Below are 22,673 nucleotides of genomic sequence, written 5' to 3'. Positions count from 1 at the left end.
TTGCAATCGGAAACCAATCATGGATGGGTTCCCGACTATCAGACAACAACTTTAAACATAAATGATAATAACTAAAGTTTAAATTATGAGAAAATCAAAAAGTAATGCGATGTTGCGAGGACTAGCAGCCTCAGCACTCGTCCTAATGGTCTCGGCGACAGCTTGGGGACAGAAGGTGAAGATTACGGGTACTGTAATCGACAATACCAATGAACCCGTTATCGGAGCTTCGGTTCTGGAGAATGGTACCAAAAATGGTGTTGCTACTGACCTGGATGGTCACTTCACCATCGAAGTACAGCCAGGTGCCAGACTCAAAATTTCTTATATAGGTTATAAGAATAAGGAAGTGAAAGCTTCTAACGGCGTACAGATTATGCTCGAAGAAGAGTCTAATATGCTCAACGAAGTGGTGGCTATCGGTTATGGCTCTGTCAAGCGTAAGGATGTGACTACTGCCGTATCCAGTGTGTCAGCCAAAGACCTTGATACCCGTCCTATCGTATCTGCCGCAGCAGGTATGCAGGGAAAGGCAGCCGGTTTGCAGATTAAGCAAGCCAACGGTCAGCCAGGTGCTTCACCAACCATCCGTGTGCGTGGTACCACCTCTTTAAATGGTAGTAATGATCCGCTCTATGTAGTAGATGGTGTGCCAATGACCAATATTGACTTCCTGGCAGCTGATGATATTGATAATATCCAGGTATTGAAGGATGCTTCTTCAGCTGCAATCTATGGATCACGTGCAGCCAATGGTGTCATCATTATCGGTACAAAGCAGGGTAAGGCTGGCGTAGCCAAGGTTTCTCTGAATGCTCATTATGCATTTAATACTGTACGTGACAACCAGGAATCTCTTAATGCGGCTCAGTATAAGGAACTGATGGATGAGATTGGTCTGGTGAAACTGCCTGAAGGCTTGAAAGACCAGACCGACTGGAAAGACGAGGTGTTCCGTACGGGTAATGTACAGGACTACCAGCTTTCTATTACCAATGGTACCGACAAACTGAGATACTTTATCTCGGGTGGCTATACAGGCGAAAATGGTGTTATCAAGAAGTCAAGCTATCAGCGTTACAACTTCCGAGCATCTGTAGAGAACGATATACGTAAGTGGTTGCGACTCAATGCCAGTGTAACTTATTCTGATTATACCAACAAGGGTACAGGTATCATTTCGGGTGCCGGTTCTAACCGAGGTGGCGTAGTAACCGCTATCGTCAATACGCCAACCTATGCACCGGTATGGAACCCGGAGAATCCTAGCCAGTTCTACAACAACTTCTATGGCGTGAACATTACCTCGCCAGCAGAGAATATCGCCCGTACTCAGAATAATAAGTCGGCTTACAACCGATTGCTGGCAACAGGAAAGGCTACTGTCACCTTTATGCCAGAACTGACTTATAACACATCTCTCTCGTTCGACCGTACACAAGGAACAACCACCAAATTCCTTGACCCGATATCTACCACCATCGGCCGTCAGGAATTCGGTACAGGCTATGATGGCAGAAACATCAGTAGCGTTATCGTATGGGACAACGTATTAAACTATAAGAAGGCATTCGGAAAGCACAGTCTGGATGCGATGGCTGGTAGTTCCTGGACACAGAGCAAGTGGAGCCAGAACTATATCAACGGTAGCAACTATGCCAACGATCTGTTCCCAACCTTGAATGCAGCCAACAAGATTTCCTGGACAGGAACCGGTTCATCAGCTTCTGATTGGGCAATTCTCTCAACATTCGCCCGTTTGCAGTACAACTGGAATGATACCTATATGGCAACTGCCAACATGCGTGCTGATGGTTCTTCCAAGTTGGCACCTCATCACCGTTGGGGCTACTTCCCATCATTCTCTGGTGCCTGGCGCGTAAGCAATGAGAAATTTATGAAAGATATCAAGTGGATTGACGACTTGAAGATTCGTGGAGGCTGGGGACAGACCGGTAACCAGAGCGGTCTGGGCGATTACAGCTATCTGGCAAGATACAAAATCAATCGTGTGCAGTGGTTTGGCGAGGGAAATGATGCCAATGCTACTCCTACTTTCTCACAGGGCAACCTGAGCAATCCTGAACTGACTTGGGAAACAACAACCCAGACCAACATTGGTCTTGACTTGACCGTACTGGGCAACCGCCTCACCTTCTATGCCGATTACTATTATAAGAAGACCAAGGATATGTTGATGAACATCACCTTGCCGGCAGGTAGTGCAGCAGCAAGAAACCTGACCTATAATGGTGGTTCGATGATTAATAAAGGCTGGGAGTTTGCCATCTCTTCACAGAATCTGATAGGCGCCTTGAAGTGGAATACAGATTTCAACATCTCATTCAACAAGAATAAGTTGGAGAGCCTGTCTCTGACTCAGGTATATTATGAAGCCACGACTACCGATTTCGTCAATGAACAGGTGGTTCGCAATACGCCAGGTAAGCCATTGGGCAGTTTCTGGGGATATGTAGCAGAAGGTGTGGATCCCGAGACCGGTGATATGAAATATAAGGACGTGACCGGTGATGGTCTGGTATCAGCCAGTGACCGTACTTATATCGGTGATCCGAACCCAGACTTCACCTTCGGTTTGACCAATACCTTCTCTTATAAGGGTTTGAATCTCAGTATTCTTATCCAGGGAAGTTATGGCAACGATATCTACAACGTTTCACGTATGGAAACCGAAGGAATGTATGATGGTAAGAACCAGAGTACTAAGGTGCTTGCTCGCTGGAGAGTTCCTGGGCAGATTACCGATGTGCCAAAGGCTAAGTGGGATATCCGCAACTCAACCTACTTCGTAGAAGATGGCAGTTATCTCCGTGTAAAGGATATTTCTCTCTCTTACGATGTGCCTCGCAAACTGATTTCCCGCTTCGGGCTGACCCGTCTGCAGCCATACGTATCAGCAACCAACCTGCTAACCCTGACCGACTATTCCGGTATGGATCCGGAGGTTAACCAGTATGGCAACAGTGGTAGTGTGCAGGGCATTGACTGGGGTACCTATCCACTCAATAAGAGTGTAGTATTAGGTGTAAAAGTAGAATTCTAAACATCGACAACAATGAAAACATATCATACAATCAAGACATTGGCGCTCGGTGGCATCGCAATGTTCTCTTTGGCAAGTTGCTCTCTCGACTACGAGCCATTATCAGAGCCATCAGAAATAACACAGGGCGGTCAGACAGAGACCTCAACTGCCGTATTGAAGGACAAGGCTGCAGCAGATGCACAGCTCAAATCGCTCTATGAGTTGTTCCGCAACCGCCAGGAGCATACCCATCTCGACTATCTTCTGGTAGGCGATTCACATAGTGATAATGCTTATGCCGGAACTACCGGTGCAGAGGTGGTACCTTATGAGACCAACTCTATCGATGCCAGCAACTCGGTATTGAGCCGTGACTGGAACCGCTATCTGGAGGATATCGCCAAGGCAAATGTGCTGATCAATGGTGTTGAGCAATTGAAGGAGAACGGTCAGATATCAGAAGCAGAATATCATTCCTATAAGGCACAGGGCGAAATCTTCCGTGCCCTGATGATGTTCCGAATGGCTCGTCTGTGGGGTTCTTTCCCAGTCATTACGACCATCGCAAAGACCATCACATCCGAGAATATCAATGAGGTATATCCTACCTATTATCCTCCTCGCAAGACTCCGAAGGAATGTTATGAGCAGATTATTGCCGACTTGACGGATGCTGAGCAGTATGCACCCGATAATGACAACTCAGACCGCACCAAGATGACCAAGACCGTGGCTCAGGCTATGCTTGCCAAGGTTTATGCCGAAAAGGAAGTGCAGGATTATGACAAGGTAATCGCTTATGCCGAAAAGGTGATGAATACAACCGGTGTTGAACTGGAAGACAGTTATGAAACACTTTGGGGCTATGATGAGACCGCGAAAGACTGCATGAAGCGCAATACCAAAGAAGGTATTCTGGAGGTGCATTGGACAACCGGTAGCGGAAACTGGGAAACCTGGATGTACGGCCGTCAGTTAGACAACTGGGACTACTACTTTACCTGGGCAAAGTGGATTACTCCTTCACGAGACATCATCAATGCCTTTGACAAGGAGGGTGATGAGGTCCGTAAGAATCAGGCTATCGTATATTATGCCTGTACCTGGAGCAACTACTATCCAGCTTCCAACTATCCGTTCATGTATAAGTTACGCTCTTCATATAATAATATTTACTGGGTTCGCCTAGCTGATATTATCCTGATGAAGGCTGAGGCAGAAGCCTATAAGGGAAATCTTGCCGAGAGTGCGAAACTCGTGAACCAGATTCGCAAGCGTGCCAAACTGAAGGAACTGACATCCGACAAGACTGGCAGCAAGGAATCTATGATAGAGGCTGTTCTCCATGAGCGCCGTCTGGAACTTGCCTTTGAGGGAGAACGCTGGTTCGACCTCTGCCGCAACAACAAGGTCGAGAAGTATCTCAACGGAATAGATAACCGTGACAGCGGACGCATCAGACAGGTGAAACAGTTTGACAGCAATTCATACCTGTTGCCAATTCCACAGACCGCTCTTGACCAGAATACCAATCTAGAGCAGAATCCAGGTTACTAAGCTAACCTGGATAGCTTTCAACTCAAACCGTTATTAACAAATAATAGAAGAAACGAATATGAAATACTATAGCAGTAAACTGATGATGCTGGTCTGCGCAACAGCTTTCTCTGTGACAGCTTGCAGCAGCAGTAACTCATTCTCAGATCCTGTAGACTTTGATACTCCTAGTGAGGCACCAAATCCAGTACCGGCACAAGGAACAGCCAAAACTTTCATTACCACAGCCGATGGAGTCTATTCATTGGCACAGGGTGAGGTAAAGTTGTATAATGGAGTATCTATGGCACCAACCACCATCGAACTCGATTTGAACAAGAAGTATCAGATGATTGATGGATTTGGTTATGCCATCACTTATTCATCCTGCTATAATCTGATGCAGATGAACCCAGAGGCGCGCCTGGCTCTTTTGAAGCGTATTTACTCTACCACAGAGGGTTATGGCGTAAGTTATGCCCGTATCTCTTTGGGATGCAACGACTTTTCTAGTACTGAGTATACCTATTGCGACAAGAAGGGCAGCGAGGCTGATCCTATCAGCAACTTTGCGCTCTATAGCGATGAGAACGATTATGTGATTCCGGTATTGAAGGAGATTCTTTCCATCAATCCTAATCTGAAGATTATTGCAGCTCCCTGGACTTGTCCAAAATGGATGAAGGTGACAGATATCAACACTAAGCAGCCAAAGGATTCATGGACTGATGGTCATCTCAATCCGGATTATCGCGAGGCTTATGCCAAGTACTTCGTGAAGTTTATCAATGTGATGAAGGAGAAAGGCATCAATATCTATGCTGTGAGTCCTCAGAATGAGCCTTTGAACAAGGCTAACTGTGCTTCACTCTATATGCCTTGGCAGGAAGAGGCTCCTTTCGTAAAGGAATTGGCAGCGCAGTTTAAGAAGAATAATCTGCAGACCAAGATTTATGTCTTCGATCACAACTACAACTATGACAAGATTGCCGATCAGGAAGATTATCCTGTGAAACTCTACAATGCTATCGGTGATAACTTTGAGGGTTCAGAGTTGGTTGTCGGTGCTGCTTATCATGATTATGGCGGCAACAACAGCGAGTTGACTGATATCCACAACCAACGTCCTGACAAGGAACTGATATTCTCAGAAACCAGCATCGGAACTTGGAATAACGGACGTGACTTGAGTAAACGACTGATGGCAGATATGAAGAATGTAGCGCTCGCTACGGTAAACCAGTATTGCAAGGCTGTACTTGTATGGAATCTGATGCTTGACAATAAGATGGGACCTAACCTGGATGGCGGATGCCAGACCTGCTATGGTGCTATTGATATCAATCAGAATGGTTACAACCAGTTGAGCTACAATTCTCATTATTACATCATCAACCACATGTCTAGTGTCGTTGCTCCTGGTGCGGTTCGTGTTGGTAATACATCCCGCACCGTTAATGACAGTAAGATTACACATGCTGAGTTTGTTAATCCTGATGGTAGTTATGCGGCAGTCATCATCAACGAGGGAGATGAGGCTAAGTCAATCAACCTCAGTGATGGAACTCATAATTTTACCTGCAAGGTTCCTGCAAATGGTGTCATCTCATGCAAGTGGAATAAGTAATCCATAAACTATTGTAAATGATTCATTAAAGATACGACCATTATGAAACATATCAGATATTATATCATGGCGTTGCTCGCCCTGCCACTGATGGCATCTTGCGGTGATGATGATTACAGTGCGCCTACTCCTGCCGGTAATCCAGTGATGAGCTATACGGCTCCTGCTGCAGCTGTATGGATGGGTGATGAAGTGGAGGTGAAAGTAAACTGCAAGGATGACGGAGGAGTGGCTCTCTCTACCTTGAAGGCAAATCTTCTGTTTAGCGGGCAGAGTGTTGATGAAACTACCATCCGTACCAAGGAGGCTGGTGAATATACAGTTAAACTGAAAGTGCCTTATGCACAGAATGTTCCTGATGGAAAGGTGGATATTCAACTTACTCTGCAGAATGTATCAACCAAATCGAATACAGAGACCTTGTCGTTTGATATCAAGCGCCCTCACTTCAACAATCTGCAGTTTGTGAGTGCTGACGGTATTAAATATGACATGACTGAGAAGAGCGCCTTTGTTTATCAGGCTGTTCTTCCTAGTAGCAAGAAGACCTTCAAGGGATATTTTGCAACGAAGGATGGAAAGTTTGTCTTCGGTTCCAGCACAGGTAAGGATATCAGTTTGGGAGAAACAGGCAACTTCAACTTCACTTCTGAGAATATGAGCGATGTAGTTGTCACTTTCGATGCCAAGAACTATACGGCTGGTCCTACCGATGTATTGCCGGTTACTATCCTCGATTTTGCCGATTCTGATGCAGGCAAGACTTGGGTGGGTGATATCAAGCAAGGTGCTACCTGTAACCTTACTATCAACGGCAATAATCTGCCAGATGACTGGTATTATGACAGCGACTGGTTCCAGAAAGAAGAGGATGGAAGCTATACTTTCAAGGCTATTACCGGCAGATATACCATTCAGGCAGACTTTACCCATAAGTCATTCCGCATCTGGACTATGAATGGAAATGAGCCTATGTCACTGAATGGCGATGGTACTGGTGCACTCTGGATCATCGGTAATGAAGGTGTCAACAAGCCAACTTGGGATGCTGTTAATCATGGCTGGTGGACAGGTGTAGATTCTGATGTCTGTCTCACTCCAATCAAGGATAAGGTATATCAGGTTACACTCACCGTAGGCAAGCAGCTCAGAGCTACTGACGTAAACTTCAAGTTCTTCGGTCAGGCAAACTGGGGTATTGAGTTCAAGGGTAAGGATAACAGCCATATCATCTCAACTGAGAGCGAGGTATTCGGCATCGGTGACGGTAACGGTCACGACAACGGCAATGTTTACCTGAAAGATGGAGTAGAACTGAAGGATGGCGAGACATACGTTCTGACTGTAGACTTGACTGCCGGTGTAGACAAGGCAGTTCTTAAAGTAGAAAAGAAATAATATGTAGGTTTATAATCATTCATAAGCATTTTAGGTTTTAGTTTGATAATTTAGGTATAAAGCTTTGTTTAAGGCTGCTCCAAACCTTTTGGGGCAGCCTTTTTTTGAGAGGTGCAAGGATGTAAGAACAACAAAAGTAAAAAAGAATATCAAAAAAATGCTTGAAAATTTGGAAATGTACCCAAAAAGCTATACCTTTGTCTCTTGAATGTCCTATACAGCAATAAGGGCTGGATTCAATGATTACCTATACATCAAATTATTATCAACTTATGCCAGAAAGATTATTATCTATATTGTATATCTGGTGTTTCGCTACACTTACATCATGCTTTGCTCAGAAGGAAAGCATCAGTGAACTGTATACTCAACTTGATCGGGCTATAGAGAAATCCCAGCACTATACCAAACTGAAAGAAAGCAGCATCACTCAGTTGAAGGAATTGATTCATCAGGAGAACAATCCGAAGTTGCTCCTCAATACTTATCGCAAGATCTATTCAGAATATAAGTCCTATCAGAGCGATTCAGCTGTGGCTTATATTCAGAAAGCCATTGTGTTGGCTCAGAAGGAAGGGCTTTCGGCCGAAGTTGCTGGGTTGAAAAGTCAGTTGGCTTTGCAGTATTCTACTGCAGGAGCTTTTGCTGAGGCTTTGGAGGTGCTCAATCATATAGATAAAAAGACATTGGATGAATCGAACCGGAAAGATTATTTCATTGCCTATTACCATGTCTATGGTGAGTTGGGCTTTTCTAATATGCATGTAGATACCGATTTAAGTCAGAATTTCTTTAGGCGTCAGAATGCATATCGGGATACTTTGTTTGCTATCCTTCCACATCATAGCGAAGATTATCTCATGCGTAAAGAGGTGATGCTTACCAGTCAGAATAAATGGGATGAAGCACTGAAGGTGAATGATGAACGGTTGAAATTATGTAAGGAGGGAAGTCATGAATACGGCATCGTAGCCTACTATCGCTATCTGATTTACCGTTCTCTGAAAAACGAAGAAATGAAGAAATATTGGTTGCTAAAATCTGCCATTTGTGATGTGAAGTGTGCTATCAATGATCAGGCTTCGCTTTGGATTCTTGCTGACTTGTTGAGTCAGGAAGGCAATGTTGAGCGTTCTTATAAATATATCAACTTCTCTTGGAATGCCAATAAGAGTTTTTGTACGCGTATTCGCAGTTGGCAGATTTCGCCAGTGCTTGGTACCATCGATCATAATTATCAGGCACAGCTCAAGAAGGCAAACCAGCGTCTTGTCTTTGCCATCATCTGTGTCAGTCTTCTGGTTCTTTCTTTAGGTGTTCTGGCTTTCTATGTCAATAAGCAGAAGAAATATGTTACCATAGCGAGAAATGAACTGAAGAAAACGAATGAACAATTGGAGGAACTGAATAAGAAACTTTCTGCTACCAACGAAATGTTGAAGACTTCGAATGATAAACTGAATGAGTCAAATGGTGTGAAGGAAGAATATATAGGCCAGTTCCTGGGAGCATGTTCTCATTATATAGACAAACTGGATAAGTTGCGTCTCCATGTCAATAAGATGGTAAAGAACCGTGAATATCAGGAACTTTATTCAATGACGAGAAGCAGTGAACTGAAGGAACACGAGTTGGGAGAACTTTATGCAAATTTCGATAAGGTCTTTCTGCATCTGTTCCCTGATTTCGTGGAAGACCTCAATAGCCTTCTGAAGCCGGAGGCACAAATCCATCTTACTGATGCAACAAAGTTACCGGCAATGGTGAGGGTATTCGCCTTGATAAGACTGGGTATTGATGACAGTACGAAGATAGCAGAATTTCTACATTATGCAGTTAATACGATATATAATTATCGGGCAAAACTGCGTAATGGAGCTATTGGTGAAAGAAATGAATTTGAGAAGAATGTGAAAGAATTAGGAACGATAAAAGGAAAAGAATAATATATAAAATCAAAGGAGGGTGTGTCATAAATACAGACACATCCTCCTTTGTTTTTTATTACAACTGATAGAACTTGGTGAAAGCCTTCACGCAATATTCGTGGTCGATAACGCTACCGGTTTCGCGGCAACTGTGCATAGCGAGGATGGCATTGCCCATATCCACACCCTTCAATGGGATGGAAGAGGCGAGGATATTGCCCAATGTGCTGCCACCTGCTACATCGCTGTGGTTTACGAAACGCTGGCATGGTACACCGGCTGCATCGCAGATGTTGGCGAAGATGGCTGCTGATACAGCATCGCTCGCATACTTCTGGGCTGCATTGAACTTGATGACCGGACCACCGCCCAACTTAGGATGATTCGTAGGGTCGAACTTTTCGCTATAGTTAGGATGCCAGGCATGCGCATTATCGGCTGAAATCATGAAGGCACGCTCTACTGCCTGATAATAAGCCTCTTCTGTATGGCTCTGAGCCAGGGCGATGCGCTGGAGCATATATGAAAGGAATGGACTTCCGGCTCCCTGTTTGGTCTGAGACCCCGTTTCTTCATTATCGAAGATGGCGAGAACCTGGGTGGTATCATTGGCATCAGATGCAATCATCGCCTCTACACCAGCCCAGCACATAGACAGGTCATCGAGTCTGCCTGAAGAGATAAACTCATCGTGTACACCGAAGGTGCAGGCTGGAGTGGCATCAGCCAGATAGAGATCGAAGTCGAGAACATCTTCTTTCTGGATATTCAGTTCGCCGGTTATCACATTCATCAGGAGATTACCCTTCTCCAGTTCATCATTGATGATGCCGAGGATAGGGAGCACATCCTTCTGCTTGCTCAACTTCACACCATCATTCACCTGACGGTTGAAGTGGATGGCGAGATTGCTGATCTGCAGCAATGGGCGCTTCACATGAAGAAGGAGCGTCTGGGGATTCATTGCATTCTCGCCCTTCACGATAACTCTACCTGCCAGGGTGAGCGGACGGTCGAACCAGGTTGACATGATAGGACCACCATAAACCTCAGTATTCAGTTTTACGATACCGCCCTCGCAAAGCATCTCAGCATTTGGTTTGATGCGGAAGGTAGGCGAGTCGCAGTGGGCGCAGATCATGTGGAAACCGGCATCTGCCAAAGGCTTCTTTCCGATTTGGAAGGCGTAGATGGAAGAGTCGTTCTTGGTAACGAAGAACTTTTCACCCGCTTCAATCTTGCCCAAAGGCTCCTGTGGGTTCATACGGCGGAACCCGTTCTTCTCCAATTCCTCGGAGATATTCTTTACTGCCAGGAAATTCACTGGCGATGCGTCTAGAAAGGATAATAATCTTTTGATCATAGTCTATATCTTTATATTAATGTGTTGCAAAGATAATAGATTTTTTTCATTTTATCTCATTATTCTATTTGTTTTTCATTTTTTTGTATTATCTTTGTCCCCCAAATAATATCAATGAAAGAATTATGAAACGATATAAATCCTGCACTCTCATTATATTGCTGCTGTTGGCATCGGCTCTTCAGGCATATGCGCATATTTCCAGAAATATGTTCATGCTTTCCAATCTCAATGCTGACAATGGTCTTTCCAGCCCTCGTGTTTATTCTATTGTCGAGGCAGAGGATGGTGCCATGTGGATAAGTACTAAGCGTGGAGTTGACCGATATAATGGGCAACAGGTAACCAATTATACTTTATACACAGAGATGCCGTATAGTGATGCTAGTGGTAGAAGTATTAAACTGACTAAGGATGTGCAACATCTGATTTACGCCTACGACAACAAGGGAAAGGTGTATATATATGATAAGAGGAAAGATGCATTTGTTTTGAAATGTAATCTTCAGAATATTTTAGGTGGAAGTATCGTGTTGAACGAACTGTTGGTAGATGAAAAGGGCAATTTCTGGTTAGCTATGGATAGAGGCATTTATTGCTTATCAGCAGCTACTGATGGAAAGGAGATCGTTCGGGAGACAGCTAAGGGTAGGTTTGTATTGAAAAATACCTATATTAATCATATCCAATTTATAGGTCAGAAACTCTTGATAGGAACATTTAAAGATGTTTATTGCTATTCGATGTCTGCCCGGAAGTTAGAAAAGAAGATTAGTGGCAGTTCTGTAGTATCCTCTTATCATGATATTGCGGGACATCGTATCTGGCTGGGTACTTTTCACGAAGGAGTTAAAGTAGTGGATGATCGTACTTGGAAGCTGATAAAATCTGCTGATTTCCAATCTTTGCAAAACATTCCTAAAATTCCAGTACGTTCAATCATTTTATATGATAAGCAGACTCTTCTGATGGCTGTAGATGGAGCTGGAATATATGCTTATGACAGTTCGAATAAACAAACCAAGCTCTTGCTTGATACAGATGGACGTCCGGGTAACGTGCTGAATGGTAATGGATTATATACCTTGTGCTGCGATCGTTTCGGCGATTTGTGGACAGGCTCTTACTCGGGAGGAGTAGATTTGGCAATACCGATGAAACATACATTGGAGTATATCACACATGAATATCTCAACAATCAATCACTGATAGATAATTGTGTGAACGATGTTTTCCAAAGCCGTGATGGGAAAATATGGTATGCCACAGATAAAGGAGTAAGTGTTTATGATGCGCAGACTCGTCTTTGGCATCATGGATTATATAATAAGGTGGCGCTTACGATTTGTCAGACTGTAGACGGCAGAATTCTGGTTGGTACCTATGGTAATGGCGTATATCAGGTTCATGCTGATGGCACTAGTATGCCTGCTTATTCTGTGGAAACAGGAATGTTGAAGAGTGATTACGTATTCAGTCTTTTTACTGATAGCGATGGTAATATTTTGGTGGGATGTTTGGATGGAGATATGGCTTGTTTCCCTTCAGATAAATATAATTTGAATGGAACGGGAAAGTCGGTATTCTATCTGCCTGTCAACGAAGTGCAATGCATCACGGAATCACCGGATAAGCGTTTTATTGCTGTAGGAACTTCGCATGGAGGCTATTTGATTGATAAGCGCGAACCTTTGCATCCTCGTCGTTTCTTTTATCCTGAACAGTATCCCGGTAAAGACATTAATTTGTTTGTCAACAGTATGGCTTTTCAGGATTCCCGTCATATCTGGATTGGAACGGATGGAGGAGGACTCTATGATTATGATTTCCTGACAAAGAAGTTTAAGCGTTATACTAATCAGGACGCTTTGCCTTCTAATACTGTTTATGGACTTATAAAAGGTATTAATGGCAATTTGTGGATCAGTACGGATAAAGGATTGGCGTTCATGAAACAGGGGAAGATAGTAAACCTCAACATCTTTAAGGGAATGGAACGTGAGTATAACCGAATGTCTGTTGCGTGTACTTCAGATGGCAGGGTGCTTTTTGGCAGCAACGATGGAGTTGTCGCTTTGACTCCTATGTTTGCCAAAGGTTTGAATTATGCCGCTCCACTTCGTATTCATAGTGTTGAGGTTGAAGGTGTCGAACGTTCCGATTACTGGAATGAATGTCTCTTTGAAATGTTGAAGGAAGGCAAATTGAAACTTAGCCATAATGAGAATACGCTGGTTGTTTCTTTCGAGAGTATTAATTATCAATACCAGTATGATATCCAATATCGATATTATTTGGAAGGATACGACCGTAATTGGAGTAAACCATCTTCTAATCAGTTGGCACGATTTGTAAATTTGCCTTCGGGCAGCTATGTGCTTCATGTAAAGGCTATCTGCAGAAGTAATGGTAGAGAATTGGGAGAAACAACTTTGGAAATTCATATAGCCCAACCTTGGTGGAATACCTGGTGGGCATGGATTATCTATCTCTGTATTTTTGCTGCCATCTTATATTTTGTCTGGCAGTATTACAAAGAGCGCTTACAGCGAAAGTATTATGATGAGAAAATCAATTTCTTCGTTAATACAGCTCATAACATACGTACTCCTTTGAGTCTCGTGTTGGCTCCTCTTGATAATCTGGCTAATGATTCCAACTTGAGTGAGAAAAGTCGTGGATTCTTGGATATGGCGCATCGCAACGGCAACAAACTATTGAAGATGGTTACAGAATTGCTTGACTTCCAAAAGGTAGAGCAGTCTGCCGAACAGGTTCGCCTGCAAGATATAGAATTGCCGATGCTTTTACGTGTGCAGTTGGAAAAGTTTGTATTGGCAGCTCAGGAGAAGCATATTCAACTGTGTATTGAAATGTGTCCGCAGCAACAGATTCATTCTGATGTCAAAATGATGGATCTGATATTGGAAAATCTTCTCTCGAATGCTATCAAATATACACCTCAAGGTGGAAAGGTTACGTTGTCGGCTTCTGTTGAAGGCAAGATGGCTATGATTCATGTATGTGATACAGGTATAGGTATTCCAAAGGCCGAAATTAAGAGTATCTTCAAGACCTTCTTCAGGGCTTCTAATGCGATAAATTCTCAGGAAATGGGAAGTGGATTAGGACTGATGCTTACACGAAAGCTTGTAGAGAAATTAGGAGGAAAGCTTAGTTTCGTAAGTGAGGAAGGAAAGGGTACTACTTTCTGTGTGAAGATGCCATTAGGTAATGTAACAGATTCTTCTGTCCGGCTTGTAGGAGAAAAGAAAAATGTTGCAACTGAATCTTCTTTAGCTGAAGATAAGCATGATGAAACTTGCCAGACTGTGTCTTCTACGGTTCTGCAGGATACTGATGTTTCAACGGATACACTTCTTTTTGTCGATGACAATGAAGATCTTCGCAAATATATCAGAATGACTTTTGGTGATTCTTATCAAGTAGTTGCTGTGGAGAGTGCAGAGGCTGCCTTGAAATATTTGAAAGAGGGTGGGGTATGTGATATCGTTGTTTCTGATGTCATGATGCCGGGAATGCACGGAGATGAGTTCTGTCGCAGCATCAAGGAAAATAAGGAAACATCATGGCTGCCTGTTATCCTGCTGACTGCTAAGGCTGGTCGTGACTTTATGATAGAGGGACTCGGACTTGGTGCTGATGACTATATAGCCAAGCCATTCGATACTGCTATTCTTGCGAGTAAGGTTGCCAGTATTTTGAAGAATCGTCGCCGGTTGAGTCTGTATTATATGGACAGAAGCCTTGCTCTTGTTAGAGGAGAGGTTGCTTCTGAGTCTGCTTCTTCCGAGCAGATTGTGGGTTCTGATTCTTCCAATGAACACTTGGAACCTACTGGAGCTTCTGAAGAGAAAAAGGATGATACTGTCTTGAATAAGCAAGGCCAGACATTCGAAAATGTGGCAGAAGCTGTTCTGGATCCGCAAGACCAGGCTTTTGTAGATAAAGCTACCCGTTTGGTGTTGACTCATCTGAGCGACACAGACTTTAATATCGACCGACTCTGTAGAGAGATGGCGATGAGCAGAACGCTTTTCTATGGTAGGCTGAAGACTCTTACGGGTCAAAGTCCGCAGGATTTTATGCGTTTGATACGTCTGGAGCAGGCTGCAATCTTCCTGAAACAGGGGGATAGTGTGCTGGATGTCTCTGTGAAAGCCGGTTTTGTAAATGTGAAGTACTTTAGTACTGTATTTAAAAAGCACTTTGGGGTTTCTCCAAGTAAGTATCTGTAAATTAGAGTTTTAAATTCAAGGAAAAGGTTTCTGTTTAGACGATATGTCTGAATTGAAACCTTTTTTGTTTGTTATCTAACCCTCTGAAAGTTCCTTTTCTTTATCTTTGCAACCAGATTCTGTTAAGTAAGTCAAACAGTTATTTAAAAAACGAAACAATAACAATATAAACATAAAAATGAAAAGGAACTTTTTGAAAATTAGCCTCTTTTTAATAGGCGTCTTCACATGTTTCTCATGCGAAGCAAGTACGTTGCCCTCATCCGGCAGTTCTGATGGTGTAGGCGAATCCATACCTACTGCCCAGCAATGGAATAAAGACGTTGTGGGGTGGAATCTTGGCAACGAATTCGAGTGCTCAGCTCCTGGACAGGATGGTGAGTCGATGCAGATTGGTAACCCTGATGGTTCTATCCATGCAGAGACAGCCTGGGGCAATCCCGTTGTTACCAAGAAGATGATACAAGCCGTGAAGAAGGCTGGTTTCAATGCCATCCGTATTCCTATCCGTTGGCAGTGCCACATTACCAACGCTCAGGCGATGAGCATCGACAAGGCTTGGATTGCCCGTATCAAGGAGGTGGTGGGCTGGTGCCTTGACAACGGTTTGAAGGTTATCATCAATGTGCATCATGAAAAATGGCTCGAAGGTCGTCCTACCTATCAATATAAGGAAGAAAACTGCCAGAAGCTTGCGCTCCTCTGGATGAATATCGCCTCTGAGTTTGCCAATTATGACAGTCGCTTGGCTTTCGCCGGTACCAATGAGGTTCACATCAGGGACAACTGGGGCAAGCCTACTGCCGAGAACCTCGAAGTGCAGAATGCTTACAATCAGATATTCGTGGATATGGTTCGTGCCACAGGCGGCAACAATGCCAAGCGCCACCTCATCTTACAGACTTACGTTTGTAACCCATGGTTTGGCATAGAGAATGGAGATTTCATCATTCCGAAGGATGCCGAAGGCAATGACAACAACTATATGAGTGTGGAATTTCACTACTATCAGCCATGGAGCTACGCCGGCGATTGCACCTACGATTACTGGGGTGATGCCTACAAGGATGCTGGCAAGATACCTGCAGAAAACGAGAAGACGATGACGGATTTCTTCGACAAGGTGGTGAATACCTGGAGCAACAAAGGACTGGGTATCGTAATAGGAGAGTGGGGAGTAACCGATCACTATAAGTCAAACTCAGAGAAAGTGCATGAAAACATGACCTACTACTGTAAGTTCTTGACTACGGAGGCTCGCAAACGAGGCTTCTCTACTTTCGTTTGGGACAACAACCACTTCGGCAACGGCTCTGAGAAGTATGGCATCTTTGACCGTTTCAAGAGTATGAAGGTGAATGCTCCTTGGATTCTCGAAGGAATCTTTGGGAAAGAATAATGTTAAACTAAAAACAAAAATATCAATTATGAGAAAGAAAACTATGTTTCTCGGCCTGCTCGGTGCAGGTTTGATGTGGATGCCTGCTTCTGCCATTCTCGCTGCCCAGATGAACAATGCAGCGATGAGCGTTCAGCAGAACCAAGGCATCAAGGGTACAGTGGTGGATGCCACTGGCGAAACCTTGATTGGCGCTAGCGTGAAGGTGGCTGGTACAACCAATGGTGCCGTTACCGATCTGGATGGTAAATTTACGTTGAACTGCAAGCCTGGAGTAACGCTCGAAGTGAGCTACATCGGTTACAAGACGATGACCGTGAAAGCTGCTAATGGCATGAAAATCACGATGCAAGAGGATGGTAAGGCCTTGAATGAGGTCGTTGTTACCGCCCTTGGTATCAAGCGCGACCGCAAGGCTTTGGGCTATGGCTTGGAGGAGGTTAAAGGTGAGGAACTCACCAAGGCGAAGGAAACCAACGTCATCAACTCTCTTTCAGGTAAGGTGGCTGGTCTCGTTGTGCAGAACACCGCTGGCGGTGCTTCTGGTTCTACCCGCGTACTTCTTCGTGGTAATACAGAAATGGCAGGCAATAACCAGCCTCTTTACGTGGTGGATGGTGTGCCTTTGGATAATACAAACTTTGGCAGTGCTGGTGAAGCTGGTGGTTATGACCTCGGTGATGGTATCTCTGCCATCAACCCTGATGACATCGAGACGATGACCGTATTGAAAGGTCCTGCTGCCTCTGCCCTCTATGGTAGCCGTGCTTCCCATGGTGTTATCTTGATTACGACCAAGAAGGCGGAGAAGGATAGAATTTCCGTGGAGTACAATGGTTCTTATACTATCGATACCCAGTTGGCTAAATGGGATGACATCCAGGAGATATACGGTGCTGGCTACAATGGCGAGCTTCCTAATGCGAGCACTTCTGGTACCAATGCCAGTTGGGGACCTAAGGCCGATGACTTCATGTTCAAATATTTCGATGGCGAGGAGCGTCCATTCATGATGCATCCTAACAATGCTTCTGGTTTCTTCCGTACAGGTTTCACCACCCAGAACTCTGCCATCCTCTCAGTTAATTCCGGTAAGACGGGTATGCGTTTCTCTGTTACGGATATGCGCAATAAGGATATCTTGCCAAATACCAATATGAGTCGTGACAACTTCAACCTCCGTGTGAATACCTCAGCAGGTCCTGTTGACTTCGACTTCACCGCCAACTATACTCGTGAGAAGGTAAAGAACCGTCCTGCCCTTGGTGACTCTCAGAGCAACGTGGGTAAGAACCTCATGACCCTGGCGGGTACCTACGACCAGGCTTGGCTGAAGCACTATGAGGATGCCGACGGCAACTACTCCAACTGGAATGGTAACGATCAGTATAACAAGAACCCATACTGGGATCTCTATAAGAACAGCAATACATCCGACAAGGACGTGTTCCGTTTTACGGGTAAGGCAATCTGGAACATCAACAAGCACCTCAAGTTGCAGGGTACTATCGGTACCGACATCAACAGCATGAACTTCGAGGACTTCATCGCCAAGACAACTCCAGGAACTCCTGCCGGAAAGCTTACCGACCAAATCTTCAACAACCGCACACTCAACGCCGAGATACTCGCCCTCTACAACAACTCATGGGGCGACTTCGATGTCAACGCTACCGCTGGTGGTAACATCTTCAAAGTGAACAACAAGACCACTACCAACGTCGGTCTCAATCAGCAGATGAATGGCATCAAGAACATCATGAACTATCAGGAACAGAACACTCGTGAGAGCATGTACAAGAAACAGATCAGCTCTCTCTATGCCAGCGCAAGCCTCGGCTACAAGCATACTTACTATTTGGAGGGAACCCTCCGTGGCGATAAGTCGTCTACGCTCCCTACAAATAACAATACATACGTATATCCATCTGTATCGGGTAGCTTGGTTTTCTCTGAGTTTATCAAGAACAAGAAGTTCATCAATTATGGTAAGATTCGCGCATCTTGGGCAAAGGTAGGTAGCGATACCGATCCATACCTGTTGGCACTCAACTATACCACGGGCAAGTACAGCTACTCTGGTTATACCATCGGTATGATAGCCAACTCAACACAGCCGAACAAGGATTTGAAGCCTACAATGACAGGTTCTTACGAGGTAGGTTTGGAGATGAAGTTCCTTAACGGACGCTTGGGCTTGGATGCCACCTATTACAACCAGAACTCCAAGAACCAGATTTTGAGTTTGGCTTCAACCACCACCTCTGGCTATGCTTACCGCCTCATCAATGCCGGTGAGATTCAGAACCAGGGTGTCGAGATTGCCCTCAATGCCCGTGCCTTGCAGATCAAGGACTTCGCTTGGGACTTGGGTGTCAACTTCTCGAAGAATACCAACAAGGTGAAGTCGCTCACCGATGGCATGGACTACTTCGAGTTGGCGAAGGCATACTGGTGCGGTGTTTCTGTAGGTGCCAAGGTAGGTGAGAACTATGGAGCTATCCGTGGACACGACTTCCTCTACAACGACAAGGGACAGGTGGTTGTCGATGCAGCTACTGGTCTTCCAAAGGTTGACCAGGAAATTAAGACCATCGGCAACTCTACTTGGGACTGGACAGGTGGTTTCTACTCAACCTTCAGCTACAAGAACTTCCGCCTCTCTGCATCCTTCGATGTGAAGGTAGGTGCCGACATCTACTCTATGTCCATGCGTTCTGCATACGAGACAGGTAAGGCAAAGGGAACATTGGCAGGCCGTGAGGAGTGGTACACTTCTGAGGAGGCCCGCAAGGCTTCGGGTATGGACCTTGCCGCATGGCGTGAAGCAGGTAACTGCAAGGGATTTGTCGTAGATGGTGTCATCGACAATGGCGACGGTACTTATCGCAAGAACGACATCGCCGTGAACCCTGAAGATTACTGGAAGCATGTGGCAAAAAGCGTGCAGAGTGCCTTCGTTTACGACAACTCTTACGTGAAGTGTCGTGAGATTACTTTCGGCTATACCTTCCCAGAGAGCATCCTGGGCAAGTATGTCAAGGGCTTGACCGTATCCTTCGTGGCTCGTAACCCATTCATTGTTTGGAAGAACATTCCTAACATCGACCCAGACTCCAGCTACAATACCTCAGGTCTCGGTCTGGAATATGGTTCCCTGCCATCTCGCAAGAGTTATGGTTTAAACGTGAACGTGAAGTTCTAGTCTCGAAAAAATGAATCAATTTCTTTAGAAGAGTTCTAATATATAATAAGGTAAGAAAATGAACAATATAATCAAGAAATATATAGGTAAGAGCAGCCTGATGATGGCTTTCGCCCTGATGGCAACCGGCACTGCGATGACTTCTTGCTCTGATGATACCTTGAGCAACATCAATACCGACAAGACCAAGGTGAGCGAGCTCGACCCTAACGCACAGTTGACAACAGCTTTGCTGCAGACTTACGGTGACTTCAGTCTGATGGATACCTACCGTAACTATATATCTGGTTTTCCACAGTATTTCGCTGGTGGTTGGAATGTAACCAATTACGCTGGTTCTAATTTCAGAGAAGATGATATATCCCGTAAAGTTTGGGACCGCTATTATGAAATCAGTATCAAGAACCTTGTGGATGCCATCCACAAATCTGCTGACAAGGCAAACTTGAATGCGGCACTTCGTATCCACCGTGTCTATCTCACGGCAGTTTTGGCAGATACCTACGGTGACGTGCCTTGTTCGGAGGCAGGTCTGGGTTATATCTCAGGTATCTCCAACCCTAAGTATGATACCGTAGAGGAACTCTACAGCTGGTTCTTCGAGGAACTTGACGCTTGCGAGAAGCAGCTTGGCACAGGTACCGACCACATTTCTGGTGATGTCACCAGCATGGGTGGTGATGTAGCTAAGTGGAAGAAGTATGCCAATGCACTCCGTATGCGCTATGCCATGCGCATTTCCGATGTTAATCCACAGAAGGCAAAGGAGGAGTTTGAGAAGGCTGTGGCTGCCGGTGCTATCGCCAGTGCAGCCGATGATGCTTATATCAAGTATGCTGATGCACCTTATACATATTATGATGGTGCCAATGATTATGATTTCCGTACCAATGCCTTGGGAGAGATTCTCTATAGTCAGAATGCTACATCGCCTACCATGATATGCTCTACCTTGTTCTATCAGTTGCAGAATACCAACGACCCTCGTCTCTATCGCATCTGCCGTCACTACTACAATATCAAGCGTAGTCAGGTGAAGCCAGATAAGGAGCAGAACATCGACTTGACCGATGATTTCCTGGCTTACTTCAAGAGCAAGGAACTCGGTGAGGAGCCTTGCAACCCTGGTGCAGCCTGGTACACAGACTGGATGAATCCAGCTACGTTGGATGACCTTCCTACCTTGAAGAAGTATGCAGAGATAGACGAGAACACTTATGCCAGCTCTGATTATATAGCCCGAGCTGGTCGTCCTTGCCTGAACATCGACTTCGAGATGCCTTCTTGTCCTGGCGACTTGATGAGCTATGCCGAGGTAGAGTTCCTCAAGGCTGAGGCTGCAACCAAGGGTTGGAATGTTGGTGGTGGTGATGCTGAGAGTCACTACGAGGCTGGTGTTCGTGCCAGCATGGAGTTGCTCAACAACTACTATCTTACATCCAACAAGATTTCCAAGGAAGAGATCAATGAGTTCATTGCCAACAACAAGTTGGGTGACAATCCTAAGGAGACCATCAACACCCAGGCTTGGATTCTCCACATGATGAACCCTTCTGAGGGTTGGGCTAACATGCGCCGCTCAGACTATCCTGCCATCTTGAATCGTGATCGCTTGACCAAGAATGGTTTCACTTATACGGATCCCGATTGGTCAATGCCTGTCCGCTTGCAGTATCCTGAGTTGGAAGCTCAGTACAACAATGCCAACTACAAGGCTGCCGTCGACCGCATGGGGGGTACCGACAACTGGCACAAGCGTCTCTGGTGGGACAAGGCTGATGTAAAACTTCAGTCAGACTTCAATCCTCCATTCGGAAAGGGATATAGCAAGTAGTGTTTAATGTTAAGTGTTAAATGTTAAGTCTTATAGGACAATAGAATAGAATAAATAATTATGAATAAGACAATGAAACAATATAAGGGAAAAGTCTTGAAGGCTATGATGATGCTCTTAGCCGTGGGTTTCGCACTGGCTAGTACATCTACCTTGTCTTCTTGCTCTTCTGACGATGAACCATACTTCACTGTCAGCGAAGATGACAATCCACGTATCTTGAACACCGACTTGGCTGATTCCAAGATAGACCGCAAGACTAATTATAAGTTGGAAATCAAGGTGACTCCTGCTCACTACACCACTGTGACATGGTTGCTCGACGGCACTAAGATTGCCGAAGGTAATACTATCGACCAGACTTTGCCTTTAGGTGATCATGAACTGAAGATTGTGGCAACCACCACCAAGAATAAGACCACATCCCGTACCTTGAAAGTTACCGTGACTCCTGCTGCTGATGATCCAGCCTTGGGTACCAATGCCAGCGAGCTTTGGGTAGCTCCGGGAGAAACTACAACCATCCGCAACTGCAAGAACCTGGTGGATCACGTTAAGAAAGTACTCATCGCTGGTAAGGAGGCTGCCTTCGAAGTTCTCGATGAGGGTAAGGCATTGAAAGTTACAGCTCCTTCTGACCTCGCCAATGGCGATTACGACATTACATTGGTAGATGGCAGTGGTGTAGAGTTCCCTTGCGGTAAAATCAAGGTAACTACAGAGCCACGTCCATCTATGGAGAATACCCTCTGGGAAGGTGAGTTCCCTGTAACATGGGGCACTCCTTTCGATGCCTTGAGGGAAACCTTCCTCTCAAAGGTGAAGGCTGGCACCATCCTCCGTGTCTATGTAGATGGAAATGGCCAGGGTACTGCTGCTACCAACTGGTGGAGCAACATCCTTACTGGTAAGAAGGACCCTGAGCGTGGCGACATCATGGTGAATGGTCCTGCTACATGGAAGTTTGAACTGACCGACCTCTCTATCAAACTCTTGACAGAGCAGGATGGTTTCCTCCTCGTGGGTGATGGTTACACCGTAAAGAAAGTAACTATTGAATAATATATTAGAAAGATTT

11 protein-coding genes are annotated in these 22,673 nt (G+C 44.9%); 10 read left to right on the top strand and 1 reads right to left on the bottom strand.

What is annotated here, in order from left to right; all coding sequences use genetic code 11:
* Window positions 1-85 precede the first annotated feature (85 nt).
* The 5 genes from RCO84_RS10000 (at window position 86) to RCO84_RS09980 (ending at window position 9,553) form a co-directional block, all read left to right on the top strand.
* Entirely contained in the window at window positions 86-3,064 is a 2,979-nt protein-coding gene (locus RCO84_RS10000; protein ID WP_317584966.1) for a SusC/RagA family TonB-linked outer membrane protein, read from the top strand.
* A gap of 12 nt (window positions 3,065-3,076) precedes the next feature.
* Window positions 3,077-4,603, top strand: a complete 1,527-nt coding sequence (locus tag RCO84_RS09995; protein WP_317584965.1) for a RagB/SusD family nutrient uptake outer membrane protein — start codon at window positions 3,077-3,079, stop codon at window positions 4,601-4,603.
* 58 nt (window positions 4,604-4,661) lie between these two features.
* Window positions 4,662-6,209: a glycoside hydrolase family 30 protein gene (locus RCO84_RS09990; RefSeq protein WP_317584964.1), complete on the top strand. Its 1,548-nt coding sequence runs from the start codon at window positions 4,662-4,664 to the stop codon at window positions 6,207-6,209.
* Window positions 6,210-6,251: 42 nt separating this feature from the next.
* The gene (locus RCO84_RS09985) at window positions 6,252-7,607 is read left to right on the top strand and encodes a DUF5121 domain-containing protein (protein ID WP_317584963.1); all 1,356 of its coding nucleotides are present in this window, start codon (window positions 6,252-6,254) and stop codon (window positions 7,605-7,607) included.
* A gap of 272 nt (window positions 7,608-7,879) precedes the next feature.
* Window positions 7,880-9,553, top strand: coding sequence for a DUF6377 domain-containing protein (locus RCO84_RS09980; RefSeq protein WP_317584962.1), 1,674 nt, complete (start codon window positions 7,880-7,882; stop codon window positions 9,551-9,553).
* Window positions 9,554-9,611: 58 nt separating this feature from the next.
* On the opposite strand, the gene RCO84_RS09975 is transcribed toward RCO84_RS09980, so the two are convergent.
* Window positions 9,612-10,898 (bottom strand): M18 family aminopeptidase, encoded by a 1,287-nt coding sequence (locus tag RCO84_RS09975; protein ID WP_144153017.1) that lies wholly within the window; start codon window positions 10,896-10,898, stop codon window positions 9,612-9,614.
* A gap of 125 nt (window positions 10,899-11,023) precedes the next feature.
* Here RCO84_RS09975 and RCO84_RS09970 point away from each other — a divergent pair, with 125 nt between their 5' ends.
* The 5 genes from RCO84_RS09970 (at window position 11,024) to RCO84_RS09950 (ending at window position 22,657) form a co-directional block, all read left to right on the top strand.
* Window positions 11,024-15,157, top strand: a complete 4,134-nt coding sequence (locus RCO84_RS09970; RefSeq protein WP_317584960.1) for a hybrid sensor histidine kinase/response regulator transcription factor — start codon at window positions 11,024-11,026, stop codon at window positions 15,155-15,157.
* Between the two features lie 178 nt (window positions 15,158-15,335).
* On the top strand, window positions 15,336-16,556 hold the full coding sequence (locus RCO84_RS09965) for a glycoside hydrolase family 5 protein (RefSeq protein ID WP_317584959.1): 1,221 nt from the start codon (window positions 15,336-15,338) through the stop codon (window positions 16,554-16,556).
* A gap of 28 nt (window positions 16,557-16,584) precedes the next feature.
* Complete coding sequence (locus RCO84_RS09960) at window positions 16,585-19,761, top strand: SusC/RagA family TonB-linked outer membrane protein (RefSeq protein WP_317584957.1); 3,177 nt, start codon at window positions 16,585-16,587, stop codon at window positions 19,759-19,761.
* 58 nt (window positions 19,762-19,819) lie between these two features.
* Window positions 19,820-21,595 carry a SusD/RagB family nutrient-binding outer membrane lipoprotein gene (locus tag RCO84_RS09955; protein ID WP_317584956.1) on the top strand — a complete coding sequence of 592 codons (1,776 nt, stop codon included), beginning with the start codon at window positions 19,820-19,822 and terminating at the stop codon, window positions 21,593-21,595.
* Between the two features lie 72 nt (window positions 21,596-21,667).
* A complete protein-coding gene (locus RCO84_RS09950) occupies window positions 21,668-22,657 on the top strand; it encodes a hypothetical protein (RefSeq protein WP_317584954.1) in 990 nt (329 codons plus the stop codon).
* Window positions 22,658-22,673: the final 16 nt, after the last annotated feature.

Origin of the sequence: Segatella copri, from assembly GCF_949820605.1 — a bacterium.
GTDB lineage: Bacteria > Bacteroidota > Bacteroidia > Bacteroidales > Bacteroidaceae > Prevotella.
This window is presented reverse-complemented; position numbering and strand designations above follow the sequence as displayed.